Origin of the sequence: Lysinibacillus sp. NPDC097214, assembly GCF_050277945.1 — a bacterium.
GTDB classification, from domain to species: Bacteria; Bacillota; Bacilli; order Bacillales_A; family Planococcaceae; genus Lysinibacillus; species Lysinibacillus xylanilyticus_B.
Genome location: NZ_JBNNSS010000004.1, coordinates 108,661 through 124,180, shown reverse-complemented (window position 1 = coordinate 124,180; position 15,520 = coordinate 108,661). Strand labels below are relative to the sequence as shown.

Sequence of the window (15,520 nt, the reverse complement as noted above, 5' to 3'; positions counted from 1 at the left end):
TCTCCTTTTATTTTATGTATTTTTTTATTTAATGAGATCAAGAGATAGTCAACACTTTTGAGATTATAAGTATCACTAACAATTCGCTTTCAGCAAATCGAGTGATCCTAATAACTAAAAACTATTGCCTTCGCCCATTTAACTTTCCAATGTTCCCTATTCGGTCACATAGAAAAATTAAATAGTCGGATTATTTTTTATGTATTTATTTTTTCATGAACCAATTTCACTTTTTTCAAATATAGAATAATACAGGGAATCTTGTACAAGTTTTATATTTTATTAATCCTCGTAAAATTATGTAATTATCTATATTATAGATATATGTATGTTTTTCAGATGATTAATGATTTATGTTATTTGATACTTCCCAATATGTAATAGTTTTAGAATTTCCATCTATCCATTTATCTGTCCTTTTGGATAAAATAATATAAGGAAATTTCCTATCTTTTAGATTCCCATTTAAAGTGTTGATACCTAGTGTGCGAGCATTCAAACCATTCTTTTTAAATACTTCTTTTAATTCAGCTTGCTGCTCTTTCAATAACCTTTCACCAACAATAGATTCCAAATACTGCTCTAGAGTTTGTTCTTGCATTTCCTGTTTGATAACTTCGTATTCTTTCACCTTTTCAACAGGAAGTTTTAGTTTATCTACCACAAAACGTTTATAACCTATACCTTTAATTTCATTTTTATTTCTATCTATTCCGATCACCTTCTCTTTCATCTCATACAAATCCATTTGTAATTGTTTGATTGTCATATAACCCAGTTCATTAAATTCCCATTTATTTTTATCAAAGTCGTAAAATATGTATTTATTGATGTGTTCCCGATTAGAGCCATATTTAATAGCATATTGGTTATAATCGTATTGAAATAAATCCATTTCCTTCAAATCTTTAGATTTATCAATTAGATTCATTTCACGTCTGTTAAATTTCCTAATATAATATGTACAAGTGTCATTTAAACCTTCTATGTATTGCTTATCTGATTTAGTTATTTTTCTTTTTCTTCCTAAGCATTGAGCTAGTTGATTATGATTAAAGATTGAAGCTACTATATGTTTTATCGAATAATCCTTTAATGTAATTCCAACATCTAGTGCTGAGGTTGATATTAACAATCTTGTTGTAAATGTTTCATTTTCTATTTTGCAGGACTGACTATTTAAAATATCTAGCGCCTCTTTATCTTTACTAAATTTAGAGCAATAAAATACAGCATCATCTTTATATTTGCAATAGAGTTTCTTACATGCATCTAATGAATTTATAAAGACTATAATTTTATCATTTGTGTTTTGCATCAAGTCATCTACTAGGTATTCTATGTCAGCTTTCTTATTAAAAAAGTAAATATCATCTACATATTCGTATGACTTTGGAATGTAGTAATAATTTTCTAGTGATACCTCCCTTTCATCGATTAAGTATTTGAATAAAGTTTTAGCTGTTGCACTCATAAATATCTTCTGTGCTGAGTTTTGCATAATCCATTTAAAACTTAAATCAGTGTATTTGCTGATCCCCTCGGTAAAGTGTTGGCATTCATCCAAAACAATATAATCATATTTATTAGCAAAAATCGGACTCAAATCAGTTACCTTATTTTTGATACACGACTCAATATGTTGATATGAATTGACAGTGACATTAAATAAGACTCCATTATCTACTTTCTTCCTTATTTCTTTTGTTAATGCATCACGACTAGATAAAATCAATATTGTCTTAAATGGATCTAAGCATATGTGCGCTAACTTATCTAAAATTAGGCTTGTTTTAGCTGTCCCAGTGCCTGCATCTAAAATTACATTTCCTTCCCATTTTCTAATTTCTTCCTCTGCAATTACATCAGTTAAAAAAGTATTGCTGTTAAATTTTTTAACTATAGTTAATCCTCCTCCTTCTCTCTTTACCTTTTATTGGGATATATCAGGAATATAAGATAAAATAATGTAGATTATATTACCCAAATCTATTTACACTCACTCTGACACATGCTATACTGAGTTCACAGCAATTTTATATCTTTGAATCTATCATACTACACTCCTTTCTTTGAGTGGTTAAATTTAAATCTACTACTTTGCAATTTTATTTGCAAGGTTTTTCGTCGTTGTTTTTTAAATTATTTTATTATCTTACATTCTAATAATAATAGCTTCTTCATCAAGTAGCTAGTCGGACTACTAAAAAATATATAAATCACCTTTCGCCACTTGTGCCGAAGATTCGCTACTTCTTTGTTTATATAATAATGCGAAACTATCCAATCATCTAGTCAGATTTAAAAATAAATTTTCAAAATACAGATTTTGCTTAAACTAGTAAATTATGTTACTATTATCAATAGGGAAGGGGAATAAATCCCCTCCGACTACTTGCGACTTTTCTTCTTTGGCTTTTGGTAGGGCTTTGAAGATGGTCACTTTTTGCTTTAAGGGCTATGACAATATATTGTAGTCCTATTTATTTAATTGTTCTTTCTTCAACTCCAATAGACTATCTATATTGTAAATTACAGCCATTTGGTGTATAGTGATTCTAACAAGTAATTAAAGTTATACGAGAAGGTTGTAAGCGTCTAGTGACCCCAAATCACTGAACAAATCGCTTATAGCCTTTTCAAATTCTTCTTTGTTTTCTATTTTCAAATGACTAGAGTAACATTGTTCGATCTCTTTTAAATTATCATCCATTTTATTGTGCAACCTCTTCAACTGTTGTAGCAGTAATATTAACGACTTCAAGTTTTGTTGTGATAAAATTTTCATCATCAATAAATGTAAAGTCATTAATTGTGATGTTGTCAGGAGTAAAAATACTTTCAAATACGTCACTTGCATGATCTGGACTATAACCATTTACATTGAGAAAATTAAAAGCAAAATAAAATTCTGCTAAGCCATCCTCTAACACTTTGAAGGAGATCGGCAATAGCTTATAATCTATCTTTTTTAAACCATTGATAGACATTGTAAACCCCTCAAATTTGTAATTCTCATTATCCAACAAATCTTCTGACTTGTAAGGAACATTCCATTCATGAAAGCATTCTGGTGCATCCTCTGGAATAATGCCCTCTATTAAACTAGGAATATCACCCTTCACTAAAACTTTTAATGATGCGAGTTGGTCATATTTTTTGGGAGTTTCATCATACTTTGTAATCTCTTTAATTAGATAATTGTCATCAAACTGATATGATAGTACATCACATTCAAACTCCATGTTATCTGTATCAGCATCACTCAATGTAAAGTTGTTGATTACAATATCCCCTTCCAAGGTTCTTTGCATCTTTTCGGTAGCTTCTTCACTACTATTTGCAAAGATATCAAATGAGATTAGCGCATCAATGATACCAACATTATAATCATCCTCTAAGACCTTGTATGACGCTTCTTTTACCTTAATTAAGGCTTCTTCACCATCTAGCTGTACCATTAATTTATTAAATTTATCTCCGTATATTAAATACCCCATACGTTCCGATAATTTAACACCTTTGTAATCAGTAAAATTAGCTTCTACTGCAAATTGTACAGTTGCTATTACATTAAATTTTTTTATTCCTCGATAGTTAGGATGTAAAACGCTATATTGACTGCTCATATAAACTCTCCTTTTTGTGTGTTATTTGATAGTAATGATTAAAATGATACCTACTATATTTGCGGATAAAATAGCAAATTGATGCCAGTAGTCTGTTATATTGATCTCCTCATCTGAGCACTCTAGATAGTTGAAATATCTTATGATTGCGATTAGTAATTTCAAGTTATCACCTCTTTAAATTGCATAGAAAAAACGAGACAAACAATTAGCTTTTTAGATAATATTCATTTACATAAATTAGCTTATATGATACTATTTATACATAGCTAAATAAGACTTTTAAAAAGCCTGTGAAATTTACACTTTACCCGTTCCCCAACGTAATAAATGTGTTATAGGTTGTCTTTTTCATACTCTTTTTTAGCTAATAAATTAGCTTATGAACACAGTATAATATCAAATAAACTATTTGTCAAACTGTAATATTAACTTATTTGATATTTTTCCTATTAGTTCTAGAAAGGTTGATATTGATGAGTTTAGTTGAAATAATAAAAACACTTTGTAAAGAAAAAAAGATAACAATTGCTGAATTAGAGAGAAAAAATGGGATCTCCAATGGTCAAATTAGAAAATGGGATAACTCTACTCCTGGAATTGATAAACTAATTACTATAGCAAATTACTTTGACGTTAGTATTGATTACATTCTTGGACGCTCTGAAAATAAAAGGTGTGATAATTTAAAAGTTAACAACGAAAGTGATGCAGACAAAAAACTACATGAGATAATAAACGAATTAGATGAAGAAGATAAAGAATTATTAATAGCATCATTAGAGAATTCGCTGCTATTAGCCAAGCAATTAGCGAAGAAAAAGTTTAAGTAATACTAGTGTCGCTCATACTCCTCTTTTCTTAATTAAAAATAGGCTGAGTAGAAGGATTTTTCCAACTACTCAGCCTATTAACCGTTCTTACTTAAAATCAACTTTCAAAAATATACAATTTTCTATTAAGCTTATCTTCTTTAACTTGTTTAACTGCAATATCTTTGTCTTTAGCTATATCTAGTACAAGTTGTTTGTCACTATCACTAATCCTAGAACCCATTATTATGCTTACTGGCTTAGTTACCTCATAAGAAAATCCTAAATCTTTATTATCTGAATAGTCGACCGCGATTCTCCATTCCTTTTCATATTCCCAATCTTTAGATTTATTCAACGAAGCCAACAGTGCCTTTCTGATATGCGTTGCATTTTCATACAAGGTTAAATCTATTAGACTATCTGTATATCTCACAGGATGGATATCATAAGTAAGATAACTAGGTAATTCTATATCACTGAAGTTATACTCTAAACAAATACCTTTGTTATTGTCAGCATAGTGACTCCACATTAATATAGATAGCGGTTCTTCACTGAAACATGAAGCATATACTCTTTTTTGAAATAATTCATTCATTTTTTCTAAATGATTTTCAAAAAGGTCTATTGTTCCATCTAATGTTGATTGTACCGTTTCATGCATCTTATCTATTAGGTTTTGGGGAACTTCTGCTCCTGCCTCTTGTAACATATTAATTAAAAATTTTTGTGTTGATTCTAAATCAAGAGGCTTCGAAATCTCTAGAATAGGCTGATAATCCAACCTATATGATGCACAAAAACCTTTGATAAGATGTTTCTTCGCTTGTTCGTAATGTACTGAAATATTTTTAGTCACTCCACTATCAAAAGGATCGTTAAATGTGTCTGCTCTACTACACCATACCAAATCATCTTTTAAATTTGATAATGTATAGTCATCAACAGCTCTATATTTATATAAAGAGAGTGGTATATTCTCATATTTTAAAATCATTGCTTTCTCAAAATTACAGTCTTCTTTATTTATTGAAAATAATAAGTTATAGTATTGTTCTTTCCACAAGTGAGACGTCTCTCCTTTATAATTGACTTCATTTTTCTTTAATCTTCACTTTCTAAGAATTCACTAATGAGATTATTTAGCTCTTTGCTCTCCATCATTCTATGAACCACGCTTTTAACTTCCTCTAAATCCTTCATTACTTTTTCAAAATCTTCATTTACATAATTGTAGTATCCATTTTCATCTCGTACTTTTGCAACATCTTTAAGCTTACCAAAGTCTTCATATACTTGTTGGTAATAATGTGTCAAATGTTCTTGAGCCTTGTATAGTAGGTATTGTGTGTCCATAGGTACTTTATTCGTCACTCATAATCGCTCCATTCTTTGTTTTATAAAATGCTGAATTTATAAGTTAGAGTATCTCTCCCGAATATTATACTATATTTCCAATTAAAACATATTTTTATTAAGATAATAAAATTGTTCAAATTAATACACTATTATCTTGACAACTGTTTACGCCTCCCCCATCATGAAGCCAGAATTGAGGAAAACGGCTTGGCGCAAAAATGACTGCCTACGTTTCAGAAACTAACTAAATAGAATCTAAAACATAGACAGTCATTGCAAATTTACATGAATCCGTCATTTGAGGTATCCGTATAGTATGCCCTTGTTAATGCGTTCTCTCGAACAAATACACCTACTGATCTACTTCTGCCCCGATAGTTACACTGGATTATAGTTTGCTATAAAATTGTGATATATGATGTATTCTGCATGACCGTAATCATTCAGACCTTCCACTCCTAACCTTTTTGGTAGTTAGCACCATTCAGATATCTAAGTCAACAAGGAAACTTATAGTGATATCCTAGACTTATTTTATGCAGCGGCTAAGTCATAACCTGACCAGTTTAGTTTCGATTGGTATTATTGGGCAACCACCAAAGAGCTACTATCATCTAAAAAAGACCATAGTGAACTAGACCTTTGCATTTCAACTTTTTTTGAAGTAAAATGAAGGCTATAGTCGCTCATATTTAGTTGTATACGTCTACTGCTAATTGAGTGTTGAGAGTCAGCTACCGCAAATAGCTAACTCTCTTTTTTATTGTTGATAATTCATCATAAATATTTACGTAAAGTATCAGCCACTTCATCTGCATCCATTTCAATGTATCGCTGTGTGACTTCATACGAACTATGACCAAGTGCCTTTGAAATAATCGCCAAAGGTACTTTTTTACGTACCAAATTAGTCGCATATAACCTGCGTATTTTGTGTGGTGAAATTGAAAGCCCATATTTTTTAGAGTAAGCGTTTATGCGTTTTGAGATAGCATTGTTATGGGAATAGTCATTTAATGTCGGCTTTCCACTTTTCGTAATGAAAACATAATCATTTTTCTCTTTATAACGTTTCCTAACTTCATGATTTTGCCTAATTAAATGTTCTAGCAACATTAATAATTCATCTTCTAAAGGAATCTTCAATACCTGCCCATTCTTCATGATATCACCAGATAAAACCAACATTTTTTCATTAAAATTTATATGTTCCTCTTTTAAGCTTGTTAAAGTGTGAATACGTATGCCTGTCCTATATAGTAGAAGTAAAACTGTTACGTCTCTCCAACCTAGCCATGTGGTAGTATCGATCACCGATAACAATATTTCTAATTCTCTTTCGTCTGCGGCTTTTTTTACTTTTTTATCAACTTTAATTTTAACGTCCTTCCAAAATTTATTACCTTGAATCCAACCGTTATCATAAAATCTCGTTAATATAGCTGATACAAATCTAAATCTATTAGCTTGAGTTGTCTTGTCTAAATGACTGAGTGATTCTAACCACTCCATAAACCCTTCTTTATTAATATCATTCACCGTCTCAATATTTAAAAACTCTACAAATTTTTGCATCGTCTGGTTATAAGTCAACAAAGTCTTATGTCTTAATCCTTGTAATTGCATTTGTCGGTTTACTATTTCAAGCGCTTGATCGATTAGGATTGAATCTGATTTACGTTTGGTGGTATTTTCTCCAGATTGCTTAGGTTGTAAGCTAGGCTTAAAAACAACATCTTCCATTCTCAATTCCTTTACTTTTCTAGACATTTGCATCTTCCTTTCAATGAAATATTAAAAGGTAAGTAAATTAGGGATAAATCAACTTCATTTACTTACCTGTTCTTTTCCCTAAAACGATCAAATAAATATAATTTCAACTCCCATTTTTTTGCAGATACCATTTCCTTCATTCCCCTTCCCTCTTGAATAACGCCAAACGTTGATTTAATAATGTTTATAGACTATGGTACATATTTCATGATATACTAGTGCCATTGTGAAAAAAGGAGGAACTTGCATGATTCAAGTAAGTAATGTAGGTCTTCGCTATGGCGATCGTAAACTATTTGAAGACGTAAATATAAAATTCACACCGGGGAATTGCTACGGTTTAATCGGGGCAAATGGTGCTGGTAAATCAACATTTTTAAAAATTCTTTCTGGTGAAATTGAAGCACAGGAAGGTCACGTATCGATGGGCAAGGACGAACGTTTATCAGTCCTTAAACAAAACCACTTTGAATACGATGAATTCAATGTATTAGATACAGTTGTTATGGGGAACAAACGTCTTTGGGAAGTAAAAGCTGAAAAAGACGCTATCTACGCAAAAGAAGACTTTTCTGATGAGGATGGCATGCGTGCTGCTGAATTAGAGGGTGAATTCGCTGACCTAAATGGTTGGGAAGCTGAATCAGAAGCAGCCACATTATTAAACGGGTTAGGAATTGGCGACGAGCTTCACTATATGCTAATGGCTGATCTTGAAGGTTCTGACAAAGTCAAAGTATTATTAGCACAAGCTCTATTTGGTAAACCAGACGTTCTATTACTAGATGAGCCTACCAACCACCTTGACTTAAAAGCAATCCAATGGTTAGAAGAATTCTTAATTAACTTTGAAAATACAGTTATTGTCGTATCCCATGACCGTCACTTCTTAAATAAAGTGTGTACGCATATTGCGGATTTAGACTTCTCTAAAATCCAATTATATGTTGGTAACTATGACTTCTGGTATGAGTCTAGCCAATTAGCACAAAAAATGATGGCAGACCAAAACAAGAAGAAAGAAGAAAAAATTAAAGAGCTACAAGCATTCGTTGCTCGTTTCTCTGCGAACGCTTCGAAATCAAGCCAAGCGACTTCTCGTAAGAAAATGTTGGATAAAATCGAGCTTGACGACATTAAACCTTCTAGCCGAAAATATCCATTCATCAACTTCCAAACTGGACGTGAGATCGGTAATGATGTGTTAACTGTGGAAGGTCTTACTGCAAGCAATGAAGGCGAAACACTACTTAAAGATATTCGCTTTTCGATGAACAAAGACGATAAAATCATTTTACTTGGTAATCCAATGGCAAAAACAGCTCTTCTTGATATTCTAATGGACGAAAGAAAAGCAGATGCTGGTACATTCAAATGGGGCGTAACAACTTCTCAAAGCTACTTTGAAAATGATCACGATAAATACTTCGAAGGTTCAGAGAAATCATTAGTGGAATGGTTGCGCCAATATTCTCCTGATGATGAAACTGAAAGCTTCTTACGCGGCTTCTTAGGTCGTATGCTATTCTCTGGTGAAGAAGTAAAAAAATCTCCTTCAGTTTTATCAGGGGGCGAAAAAGTTCGTTGTATGCTATCTAAAATGATGCTTGCAACTGCAAACGTTGTTTTACTAGATGAACCAACGAACCACCTTGACCTTGAATCTATTCAAGCACTAAATGAAGGACTTATGCGCTTCAAAGGTGCGATGCTCTTCACATCTCATGACCATCAGTTCATCCAAACAATTGCGAACCGTGTCATCGAAATCCGTGAAGACGGCACAATTTTAGATAAGCTATTAACTTATGATGAATTCCTAGAGTGGAAAGATAGCCAAGGCTTAAACTAATAACAAACAGGGTTCTCCTATTCAAAAAGGAGAACCCTGTTTTTTTATAAAAGTATTAAGCGCACTTTATTGAATTAAAACTTAATGTACACGATTACTTTGTCGTAGTTGTCATTGCCACTTCCACTTGAGCGTCTAACATGCGTTCATCTTCTTGTACTTTCTCGACAGTTTCTTCATATTGAGTGATCAATCGTGTATCAGGCGAAAATACGGCAAGTAGCAGTGATATTAGGAGCCCCGCCATCATCAATCCACCAAATAAATACGGTGCTGCCCCATATTCTGTTGCTAAAGATGTCCATAACATTGGCCCAAAGCCGACGATTGCCGCAGCGATTTGATAACCAAAGGATAGCCCCGTATAGCGAACATTTGCTGGGAATAATTCAGAGAAGAACGTACCTTGAGTCGCGAAAATGGCTGCCCATACGATACCGAGTAAAATGACTTGCAACGTAAAGAAATAAGTTGATTTGATCGGAATCATGACGAAATATGGAATAGCTAGCAGTACCATTGTGATTAGGCCACCGATATATATTTTCTTACGGCCTATAAAATCTGAAAAATAGCCAACAAGTGGAATTGTTACAATCATTGTTGCGCAGCTTACTGTTAAAGCAAATAATGCGACATCCCTTGTATAGCCAATATAGGTAGTTGCATACACTAAAATAAATGACATTAAAAATACATTAAAGAATCCGTCCCCTATTTTTAATCCAATAATGCGGAAAATATCTTTTTTGTTATATTTAAATACTTGGACAATTGGAATTTTAGCTAATTCACCATTGTCTTTTTTGCGTTTAAATTCAGGTGTTTCTTCGATCCCGCTTCGAATCCATATTGCTAATACTATCAAAACTGCACTAAATAGAAATGGTAAACGCCAACCCCAGGCCATAAATTGCGCTTCTGTCGTTAATGAAGAAATCAGTGTAAAACTAAATGTCCCTAACACTAAACCTATTGGGACACCTAACTGTGGAATAGAACCAAAAAAGCCCCTCACACCTTTTGTAGCCGATTCGGTAGCTAGTAACACAGCACCTCCCCATTCACCACCAAGTGCAATCCCTTGAATAAGTCGCAAAATTACTAATAACGTTGGCGCGAGTAACCCCACTTGCGCATACGTAGGTAATAAACCTATCAAAAAAGAACTACCGCCCATTCCAATTAACGTAAGCATAAGCGAGGCTTTCCTTCCGACACGATCACCCATATGTCCAAAAATTAAACTTCCAATTGGTCGTGCCGCATAGCCAGCTCCAAACGTAGCAAATGCAATTAAAATCGACATCGCTGGATTTGATGAAGGGAAAAATAAGGTTGTAAAAACTAATCCTGTTGCCGTACCATACAAATAAAAATCGTACCATTCAATGATTGAGCCTGCTAAACTTGCTAATAATATCTTCACATTTTTCATATAGCCCCTTCTCTCTACATTCAAATTTTTATATCATTCTCTTTAACTAAAAATAGCGTTACGTAAAACATGCTTTTGAATTTTGCCGACTGGTGTACGAGGGAAATCAGTCACAAATTCAATACTATCTGGCACTTTAAATTTTGCGAGACGCTCCCGACAATGTGCAATCAACGCCTCTTCACTAATAGCAGCGCCAGCCTGTAAAATAACATAAGCTTTAATAGCTTCATCACGCATATCATCTGGTACACCGATGACCGCTGCTTCAAATACTAATGGATGCTCTGTTAACACACGCTCTACTTCATTGGCTGCCACATTTTCACCTGAACGTTTAATCATATCTTTTATACGATCAACGAAATAGAAATAACCATCTCCATCAAGTCGTGCGTTATCCCCAGTCAATAGCCAGTTATCTTTAAAAGTGTCGTTTGTCGCTTGTTCGTTCTTAAAATAGCCTTTCATTAAGGTTCTTCCTGGAATCCCTTTAACGGCAATTTGACCAATCTCCCCTTGATTTACGGGGATCCCATGTTCATCGACAAGCTGAACTTCATAACCAATGCTTGGTCTACCAATACTCATATTTTTTCGTATGCCAAATAGAGGATTTATTAGTGGAATTCCAACAGTCTCGGTCAAACCATACAGTTGAAGTAACTTCACATCAAACTGTTCTTCAAATTGTACTAATTGGTGTTCTGCCACTGACTGTGCAAAAAGGACAAGTCGTAACGGATTATCCTTTGCCTCTTTTTTATAATCCTTCGCTAAAATCATACGAATAGGTGCGGCAAATAAAGAACCAATTGTTCCGCCTAATGCCTTTGCTTGTTTAAAATAACGTGAAGCACTAAATTTCTCCGTAACTGCTATGCCTGCCCCTACCATGATGGCAGACATCGTGGAGTAATATTGCGCATTCCCATGGAAAAGAGGTAAGACAATGAATGTTCGATCTTCAGGTGTTAAAGCTATAGAACGAGCCATCAACTCACCTGTGTAAATATAATTAGCATGTGTCACTTGAACACCTTTTGGTTTGGATGTTGTTCCAGATGTATAAAGCAATGCCACAATATCATCTGATGAAACAGTTGGGAAATGCACATCGGTATCGCTTTCATGTTTAATAAGCTCAGAGAAATATAAGACACCTTCAAAGGTATCTTGTTGTCTCGTAATAATAATATTTTGTATAGTCGGCGTTTCAGACTGAATACTGACAAACTTTTCGATATAGTCCCCCTCTGTAATAATGAGGGTAGCTTCAGAATGAGTAATAATATATTTCATCTCATCTGCTGGTGATAAAATGTTAGTTGGCACCATAATGCCTCCAATTTCAGCAAGAGCGAACCATGCTGTAAAAAACTCCATATTGTTTGGTAAATGCAATACTACATGATCACCTTTTTTAATGCCCAGCTTAAGAAGTGCATTACTGAAGCGCTTAACCTCCTCATAAAAATCCTCATAATTTTTTTCAAAATATATTCCCTTACAATCCTCAAACCGAATAAAACTTTTTTCAGGCTGTTGCGCAACTCTCTCCCTTAAAACAGAACACAACGTTCTACTTCCAATTAGATCCATGATCTACACCCCTTTTGAAATAGTTTCATAGACTATAGTCTGTATATTAATCGTCAAGACAATTATTTGTCAATATTTTTCTAACAATTCAGAAAATGAGTTAATTACAGGATCGAGTATTATGCTAAAGTTAAGTAGAAAATCTCATGGAAATTAGGTGATGTAGAAATGAAAAAGACACGAAAGCAACAGGCTCTAGAAACGAAAAAACATATATATTTAACAGCACTTACATTGTTCCAAACGAAAGGCTTTGATCAAGTAACGGTTGATGAAATTGTTCAAGAAAGCAAAAGCTCAAAAGGAGCATTTTATGGTCATTTCACTTCAAAGTACGATATTTTCCTAGAGAAATTTAAAGAAATTGATCATTTTTATGAAGAATTTACAACTACACTGCCCTTAAATCTTTCTTTCAAGGAAAAGGTGATCTCATTAATTGATGCACAAATGAAATATTTAAAAGATGATTTAGGAATGGATTTAATGCGGTCTGTATACAAAAGTGGCTTAACTGAAAACGAAAGAAATTTCTTTTCCAATTCTGAACGCAAATTGTATAAAATTTTGCATTCATTTATACAAAAAGCAATTAAGGATGGTGAATTATCTGTGCAAATAAATGTGCAGAAAACTGTGATTTACATTACTCGTTGTATGCGAGGTTCTTTATATGACTGGTTAGTTTTTGGAAAGGATTTTGATTTGATACAAGAAAGTAAAGGCTTTATTGCAATATTTTTAGATGGTTTATTATTAAATAAAAATAATTAATAATCTATAAAAAAGTCCCTATTCTATAACCCTCATTTACTATCAATAATTGCCTGACATCCGCCGGAGGCTTTATGAAAGAAATTGGCTGTTTTCGAAAAGATTGTTGTTATTCAACTAACGGTGCAGTTTAGTACAATAAGCGTAATGAATTCTGTAGATACTAAATGGTAAAATTAATTAAAGTTGGAACAAATATTCCTTTCATTCGTTCTTATAGTAATTGTAGAAATTAAGGAGGAGGTAAACAATGCTTAGTAAAAAAGGGATATTATCAACATTATTTTCAGTAGTAGGACTTATTTGTGTAGCATGTTTTTATTACTTTCAACTTAATACTGCTTGGCTTTTCCTCGTTGGAGCTATTATGTTCGTCATAGGAGTAATATTTAGTGTTCAAAGCTTTAAAAAAAGGGAAAAAGGATTTTGGAAGTATTCCCCTATGATTGTTTTTGGGATTTATGCCATTGGCGTTGCATTGTCAATCGTACTACTTGTGTTTATGGGCGAAACCTGAATTACACCCACTTATAGAAGTGGGTGTCTTCTGTCGGAAAATGAAAAAATGTTACATTATTTCTTTGATTTTCCTTTTAAACTAACGGGTGCTTTACTTGAAGATCATTAAGTTGCATAGGCAGCTCTTCTTTCTTTGTTGAACTAATGACGCTGGATAGTTAAGTAAGAATGATATGTGAATCTACTGGTGAATAAAGTATTTTATATACACAAAGAGAAAGGAGGCTTAAAAATGAAATCATTAGTTATAGGTAATGTTATATTTACTGGTTTTGTTGCATTATTTATTTCTTGGTTTTTTGCAGAAGGGGCGTTAGGTGAATCTGATACTTTGACGCCAGAATTCTTTTTAATCATACCAGTATGGGCTTTTGGGGCACTGTTGATGTGGAGATTCGTTTCCAAAGACAAATTAGAAAATACTTCTTATTTTAAAATTATATTGAGCAATTCTCTGCTTTGGTTAACTATCCCTTTAGGTTTAATGTTTGCGTTTGAATTTATATAAGAATATTAGAGGAAAGATAAAGAATAAAGCTGTTTTCAACTAATGGGGTACTTTAGTTGAATAAGATAGACAAACCAGAAGCAACAATCTTTGAGAAAACAACCAAGAAATTAAACAAAAATAGGCAATTCCTATTAACTTTCAAATAAGAATTGCCTATTTTCTCTTTATATTTCATCAAAAAAGACAGATACACTGAGTATCTGCCTAATACGTCTTATTTTTGCATTTCTTTCGTAGGTCCCATTACACCTGGTACTGGTAAGCCTGCTTGACGTAGGAGCACCGTCATTTGTCCACGGTGATGTGTTTGATGATCGATTAGTACACGTAGTAGTGCACCTCTAGCTATTGGACCAGTGAAGCCTTTTACTTCTTCTAGCAAGTCTTCATCTGATAGCTTTGCCGCTTCCTCTTTCACACCATTTGCTACCTTTTCGTATGCAGCTACAATTTCAGCAGCGGTAGATGGAATAGGATCTTCTTGACGAGTCATTGGCACCTGTAAACCTGCTAAATAACTGAAATAACCAGCAGCACCAACTAAATGCCACCCTAACCAGCCTAGCGTGCTGTGACCTTCCACGATGCCTTGCTCTAACTTCTCATCTGTTACGGCTTTTAATACTTGAATAGTACCTTGTGCTGATGCTGACCATTCATTTAAAAAATCATCTACTTGTCGATACATCTAAACGCCCCCCATTTTCGTATATTCATTTCTATCATATTAAATTATTAACTCTCTTACAAGTTTCCAGCACATAGTTTACATAATATAATTATTTTAAATAAAAAGTGGTGCTCCCTATGGACCTTTTTTACTTCTACATCCTTTTAACCGAGCAATATTTTTTTCGTGAACGGCTCGATGCGTCTAGCAAAAAGATTATCTTTCTAGAAACTGATTTTCATAAACATTCGTATAACCTATAGACTTCACGTATAATGAAAGAAATGAGCCGAAGAAGTTTCTGTGTTTAGGACGTAATGTAAAAAAGAAATAGCTTTAATGCTTGAACTATTTAATTAACCCTGACTTCTTTCACTACTGGAACAACTGTCTATCATGATGATATTCATTTTACACGCTCTAAAGGGTACATTGACCACTACAAAATATTCCGTATAGAAGACACGATGTTGATAATAATATGGAGCCGTTTGTCATTACCCCTACCCTACAAAAAATTGAATAAGAATTACTTTACAGTCGTCCAGCTTGGGCGCTTTTCATTTTGAGTAAGGAGT

At 33.3% G+C, this 15,520-nt stretch carries 14 protein-coding genes; 5 read left to right on the top strand and 9 right to left on the bottom strand.

Going from position 1 to position 15,520, the window contains the following annotated elements; translation table 11 throughout:
* Window positions 1–343: 343 nt before the first annotated feature.
* From ACQKMI_RS10575 to ACQKMI_RS10565, 3 genes are all read right to left on the bottom strand, one after another.
* Window positions 344–1,735 (bottom strand): helicase-related protein, encoded by a 1,392-nt coding sequence (locus ACQKMI_RS10575; RefSeq protein ID WP_427488653.1) that lies wholly within the window; start codon window positions 1,733–1,735, stop codon window positions 344–346.
* An 840-nt stretch (window positions 1,736–2,575) separates the two neighbouring features.
* A complete protein-coding gene (locus tag ACQKMI_RS10570; protein WP_427488651.1) occupies window positions 2,576–2,713 on the bottom strand; it encodes a hypothetical protein in 138 nt (45 codons plus the stop codon).
* Between the two features lies 1 nt (window position 2,714).
* Window positions 2,715–3,629 (bottom strand): hypothetical protein, encoded by a 915-nt coding sequence (locus ACQKMI_RS10565; protein WP_427488649.1) that lies wholly within the window; start codon window positions 3,627–3,629, stop codon window positions 2,715–2,717.
* A gap of 476 nt (window positions 3,630–4,105) precedes the next feature.
* Between ACQKMI_RS10565 and ACQKMI_RS10560 the strand changes: the two genes are divergently transcribed.
* A complete protein-coding gene (locus ACQKMI_RS10560; RefSeq protein ID WP_427488647.1) occupies window positions 4,106–4,462 on the top strand; it encodes a helix-turn-helix domain-containing protein in 357 nt (118 codons plus the stop codon).
* Between the two features lie 97 nt (window positions 4,463–4,559).
* On the opposite strand, the gene ACQKMI_RS10555 is transcribed toward ACQKMI_RS10560, so the two are convergent.
* The 3 genes from ACQKMI_RS10555 to ACQKMI_RS10545 form a co-directional block, all read right to left on the bottom strand.
* Window positions 4,560–5,510 (bottom strand): DUF2971 domain-containing protein, encoded by a 951-nt coding sequence (locus ACQKMI_RS10555; protein ID WP_427488646.1) that lies wholly within the window; start codon window positions 5,508–5,510, stop codon window positions 4,560–4,562.
* A 38-nt stretch (window positions 5,511–5,548) separates the two neighbouring features.
* Window positions 5,549–5,818, bottom strand: coding sequence for a hypothetical protein (locus ACQKMI_RS10550; RefSeq protein WP_427488644.1), 270 nt, complete (start codon window positions 5,816–5,818; stop codon window positions 5,549–5,551).
* Between the two features lie 762 nt (window positions 5,819–6,580).
* Window positions 6,581–7,573, bottom strand: coding sequence for a tyrosine-type recombinase/integrase (locus ACQKMI_RS10545; RefSeq protein ID WP_427488642.1), 993 nt, complete (start codon window positions 7,571–7,573; stop codon window positions 6,581–6,583).
* Window positions 7,574–7,823: 250 nt separating this feature from the next.
* Here ACQKMI_RS10545 and ACQKMI_RS10540 point away from each other — a divergent pair, with 250 nt between their 5' ends.
* Window positions 7,824–9,428: an ABC-F family ATP-binding cassette domain-containing protein gene (locus tag ACQKMI_RS10540; RefSeq protein ID WP_427488640.1), complete on the top strand. Its 1,605-nt coding sequence runs from the start codon at window positions 7,824–7,826 to the stop codon at window positions 9,426–9,428.
* Window positions 9,429–9,522: 94 nt separating this feature from the next.
* Here ACQKMI_RS10540 and ACQKMI_RS10535 read toward each other — a convergent pair whose 3' ends face one another.
* The gene (locus tag ACQKMI_RS10535) at window positions 9,523–10,866 is read right to left on the bottom strand and encodes an MFS transporter (protein ID WP_427488639.1); all 1,344 of its coding nucleotides are present in this window, start codon (window positions 10,864–10,866) and stop codon (window positions 9,523–9,525) included.
* A gap of 42 nt (window positions 10,867–10,908) precedes the next feature.
* Window positions 10,909–12,468: an AMP-binding protein gene (locus tag ACQKMI_RS10530; protein WP_427488637.1), complete on the bottom strand. Its 1,560-nt coding sequence runs from the start codon at window positions 12,466–12,468 to the stop codon at window positions 10,909–10,911.
* A gap of 168 nt (window positions 12,469–12,636) precedes the next feature.
* On the opposite strand from ACQKMI_RS10530, the gene ACQKMI_RS10525 reads away from it, so the two are divergent.
* From ACQKMI_RS10525 to ACQKMI_RS10515, 3 genes are all read left to right on the top strand, one after another.
* On the top strand, window positions 12,637–13,242 hold the full coding sequence (locus ACQKMI_RS10525; protein WP_427488635.1) for a TetR/AcrR family transcriptional regulator: 606 nt from the start codon (window positions 12,637–12,639) through the stop codon (window positions 13,240–13,242).
* A 250-nt stretch (window positions 13,243–13,492) separates the two neighbouring features.
* Complete coding sequence (locus tag ACQKMI_RS10520; RefSeq protein WP_427488633.1) at window positions 13,493–13,759, top strand: hypothetical protein; 267 nt, start codon at window positions 13,493–13,495, stop codon at window positions 13,757–13,759.
* A 234-nt stretch (window positions 13,760–13,993) separates the two neighbouring features.
* On the top strand, window positions 13,994–14,269 hold the full coding sequence (locus tag ACQKMI_RS10515; RefSeq protein ID WP_427488631.1) for a hypothetical protein: 276 nt from the start codon (window positions 13,994–13,996) through the stop codon (window positions 14,267–14,269).
* A 217-nt stretch (window positions 14,270–14,486) separates the two neighbouring features.
* On the opposite strand, the gene ACQKMI_RS10510 is transcribed toward ACQKMI_RS10515, so the two are convergent.
* Window positions 14,487–14,960 (bottom strand): DinB family protein, encoded by a 474-nt coding sequence (locus ACQKMI_RS10510; RefSeq protein WP_427488629.1) that lies wholly within the window; start codon window positions 14,958–14,960, stop codon window positions 14,487–14,489.
* Window positions 14,961–15,520: the final 560 nt, after the last annotated feature.

What these genes read in the sequence shown, in the direction of transcription:
- ACQKMI_RS10570 (WP_427488651.1), bottom strand. Translation starts at nt 2,713, where the DNA reads ATGGATGATAATTTAAAAGAGATCGAACAATGTTACTCTAGTCATTTG.
- ACQKMI_RS10565 (WP_427488649.1), bottom strand. Translation starts at nt 3,629, where the DNA reads ATGAGCAGTCAATATAGCGTTTTACATCCTAACTATCGAGGAATAAAA.
- ACQKMI_RS10560 (WP_427488647.1), top strand. Translation starts at nt 4,106, where the DNA reads ATGAGTTTAGTTGAAATAATAAAAACACTTTGTAAAGAAAAAAAGATA.
- ACQKMI_RS10545 (WP_427488642.1), bottom strand. Translation starts at nt 7,573, where the DNA reads ATGTCTAGAAAAGTAAAGGAATTGAGAATGGAAGATGTTGTTTTTAAG.
- ACQKMI_RS10540 (WP_427488640.1), top strand. Translation starts at nt 7,824, where the DNA reads ATGATTCAAGTAAGTAATGTAGGTCTTCGCTATGGCGATCGTAAACTA.
- ACQKMI_RS10535 (WP_427488639.1), bottom strand. Translation starts at nt 10,866, where the DNA reads ATGAAAAATGTGAAGATATTATTAGCAAGTTTAGCAGGCTCAATCATT.
- ACQKMI_RS10530 (WP_427488637.1), bottom strand. Translation starts at nt 12,468, where the DNA reads ATGGATCTAATTGGAAGTAGAACGTTGTGTTCTGTTTTAAGGGAGAGA.
- ACQKMI_RS10525 (WP_427488635.1), top strand. Translation starts at nt 12,637, where the DNA reads ATGAAAAAGACACGAAAGCAACAGGCTCTAGAAACGAAAAAACATATA.
- ACQKMI_RS10520 (WP_427488633.1), top strand. Translation starts at nt 13,493, where the DNA reads ATGCTTAGTAAAAAAGGGATATTATCAACATTATTTTCAGTAGTAGGA.
- ACQKMI_RS10515 (WP_427488631.1), top strand. Translation starts at nt 13,994, where the DNA reads ATGAAATCATTAGTTATAGGTAATGTTATATTTACTGGTTTTGTTGCA.
- ACQKMI_RS10510 (WP_427488629.1), bottom strand. Translation starts at nt 14,960, where the DNA reads ATGTATCGACAAGTAGATGATTTTTTAAATGAATGGTCAGCATCAGCA.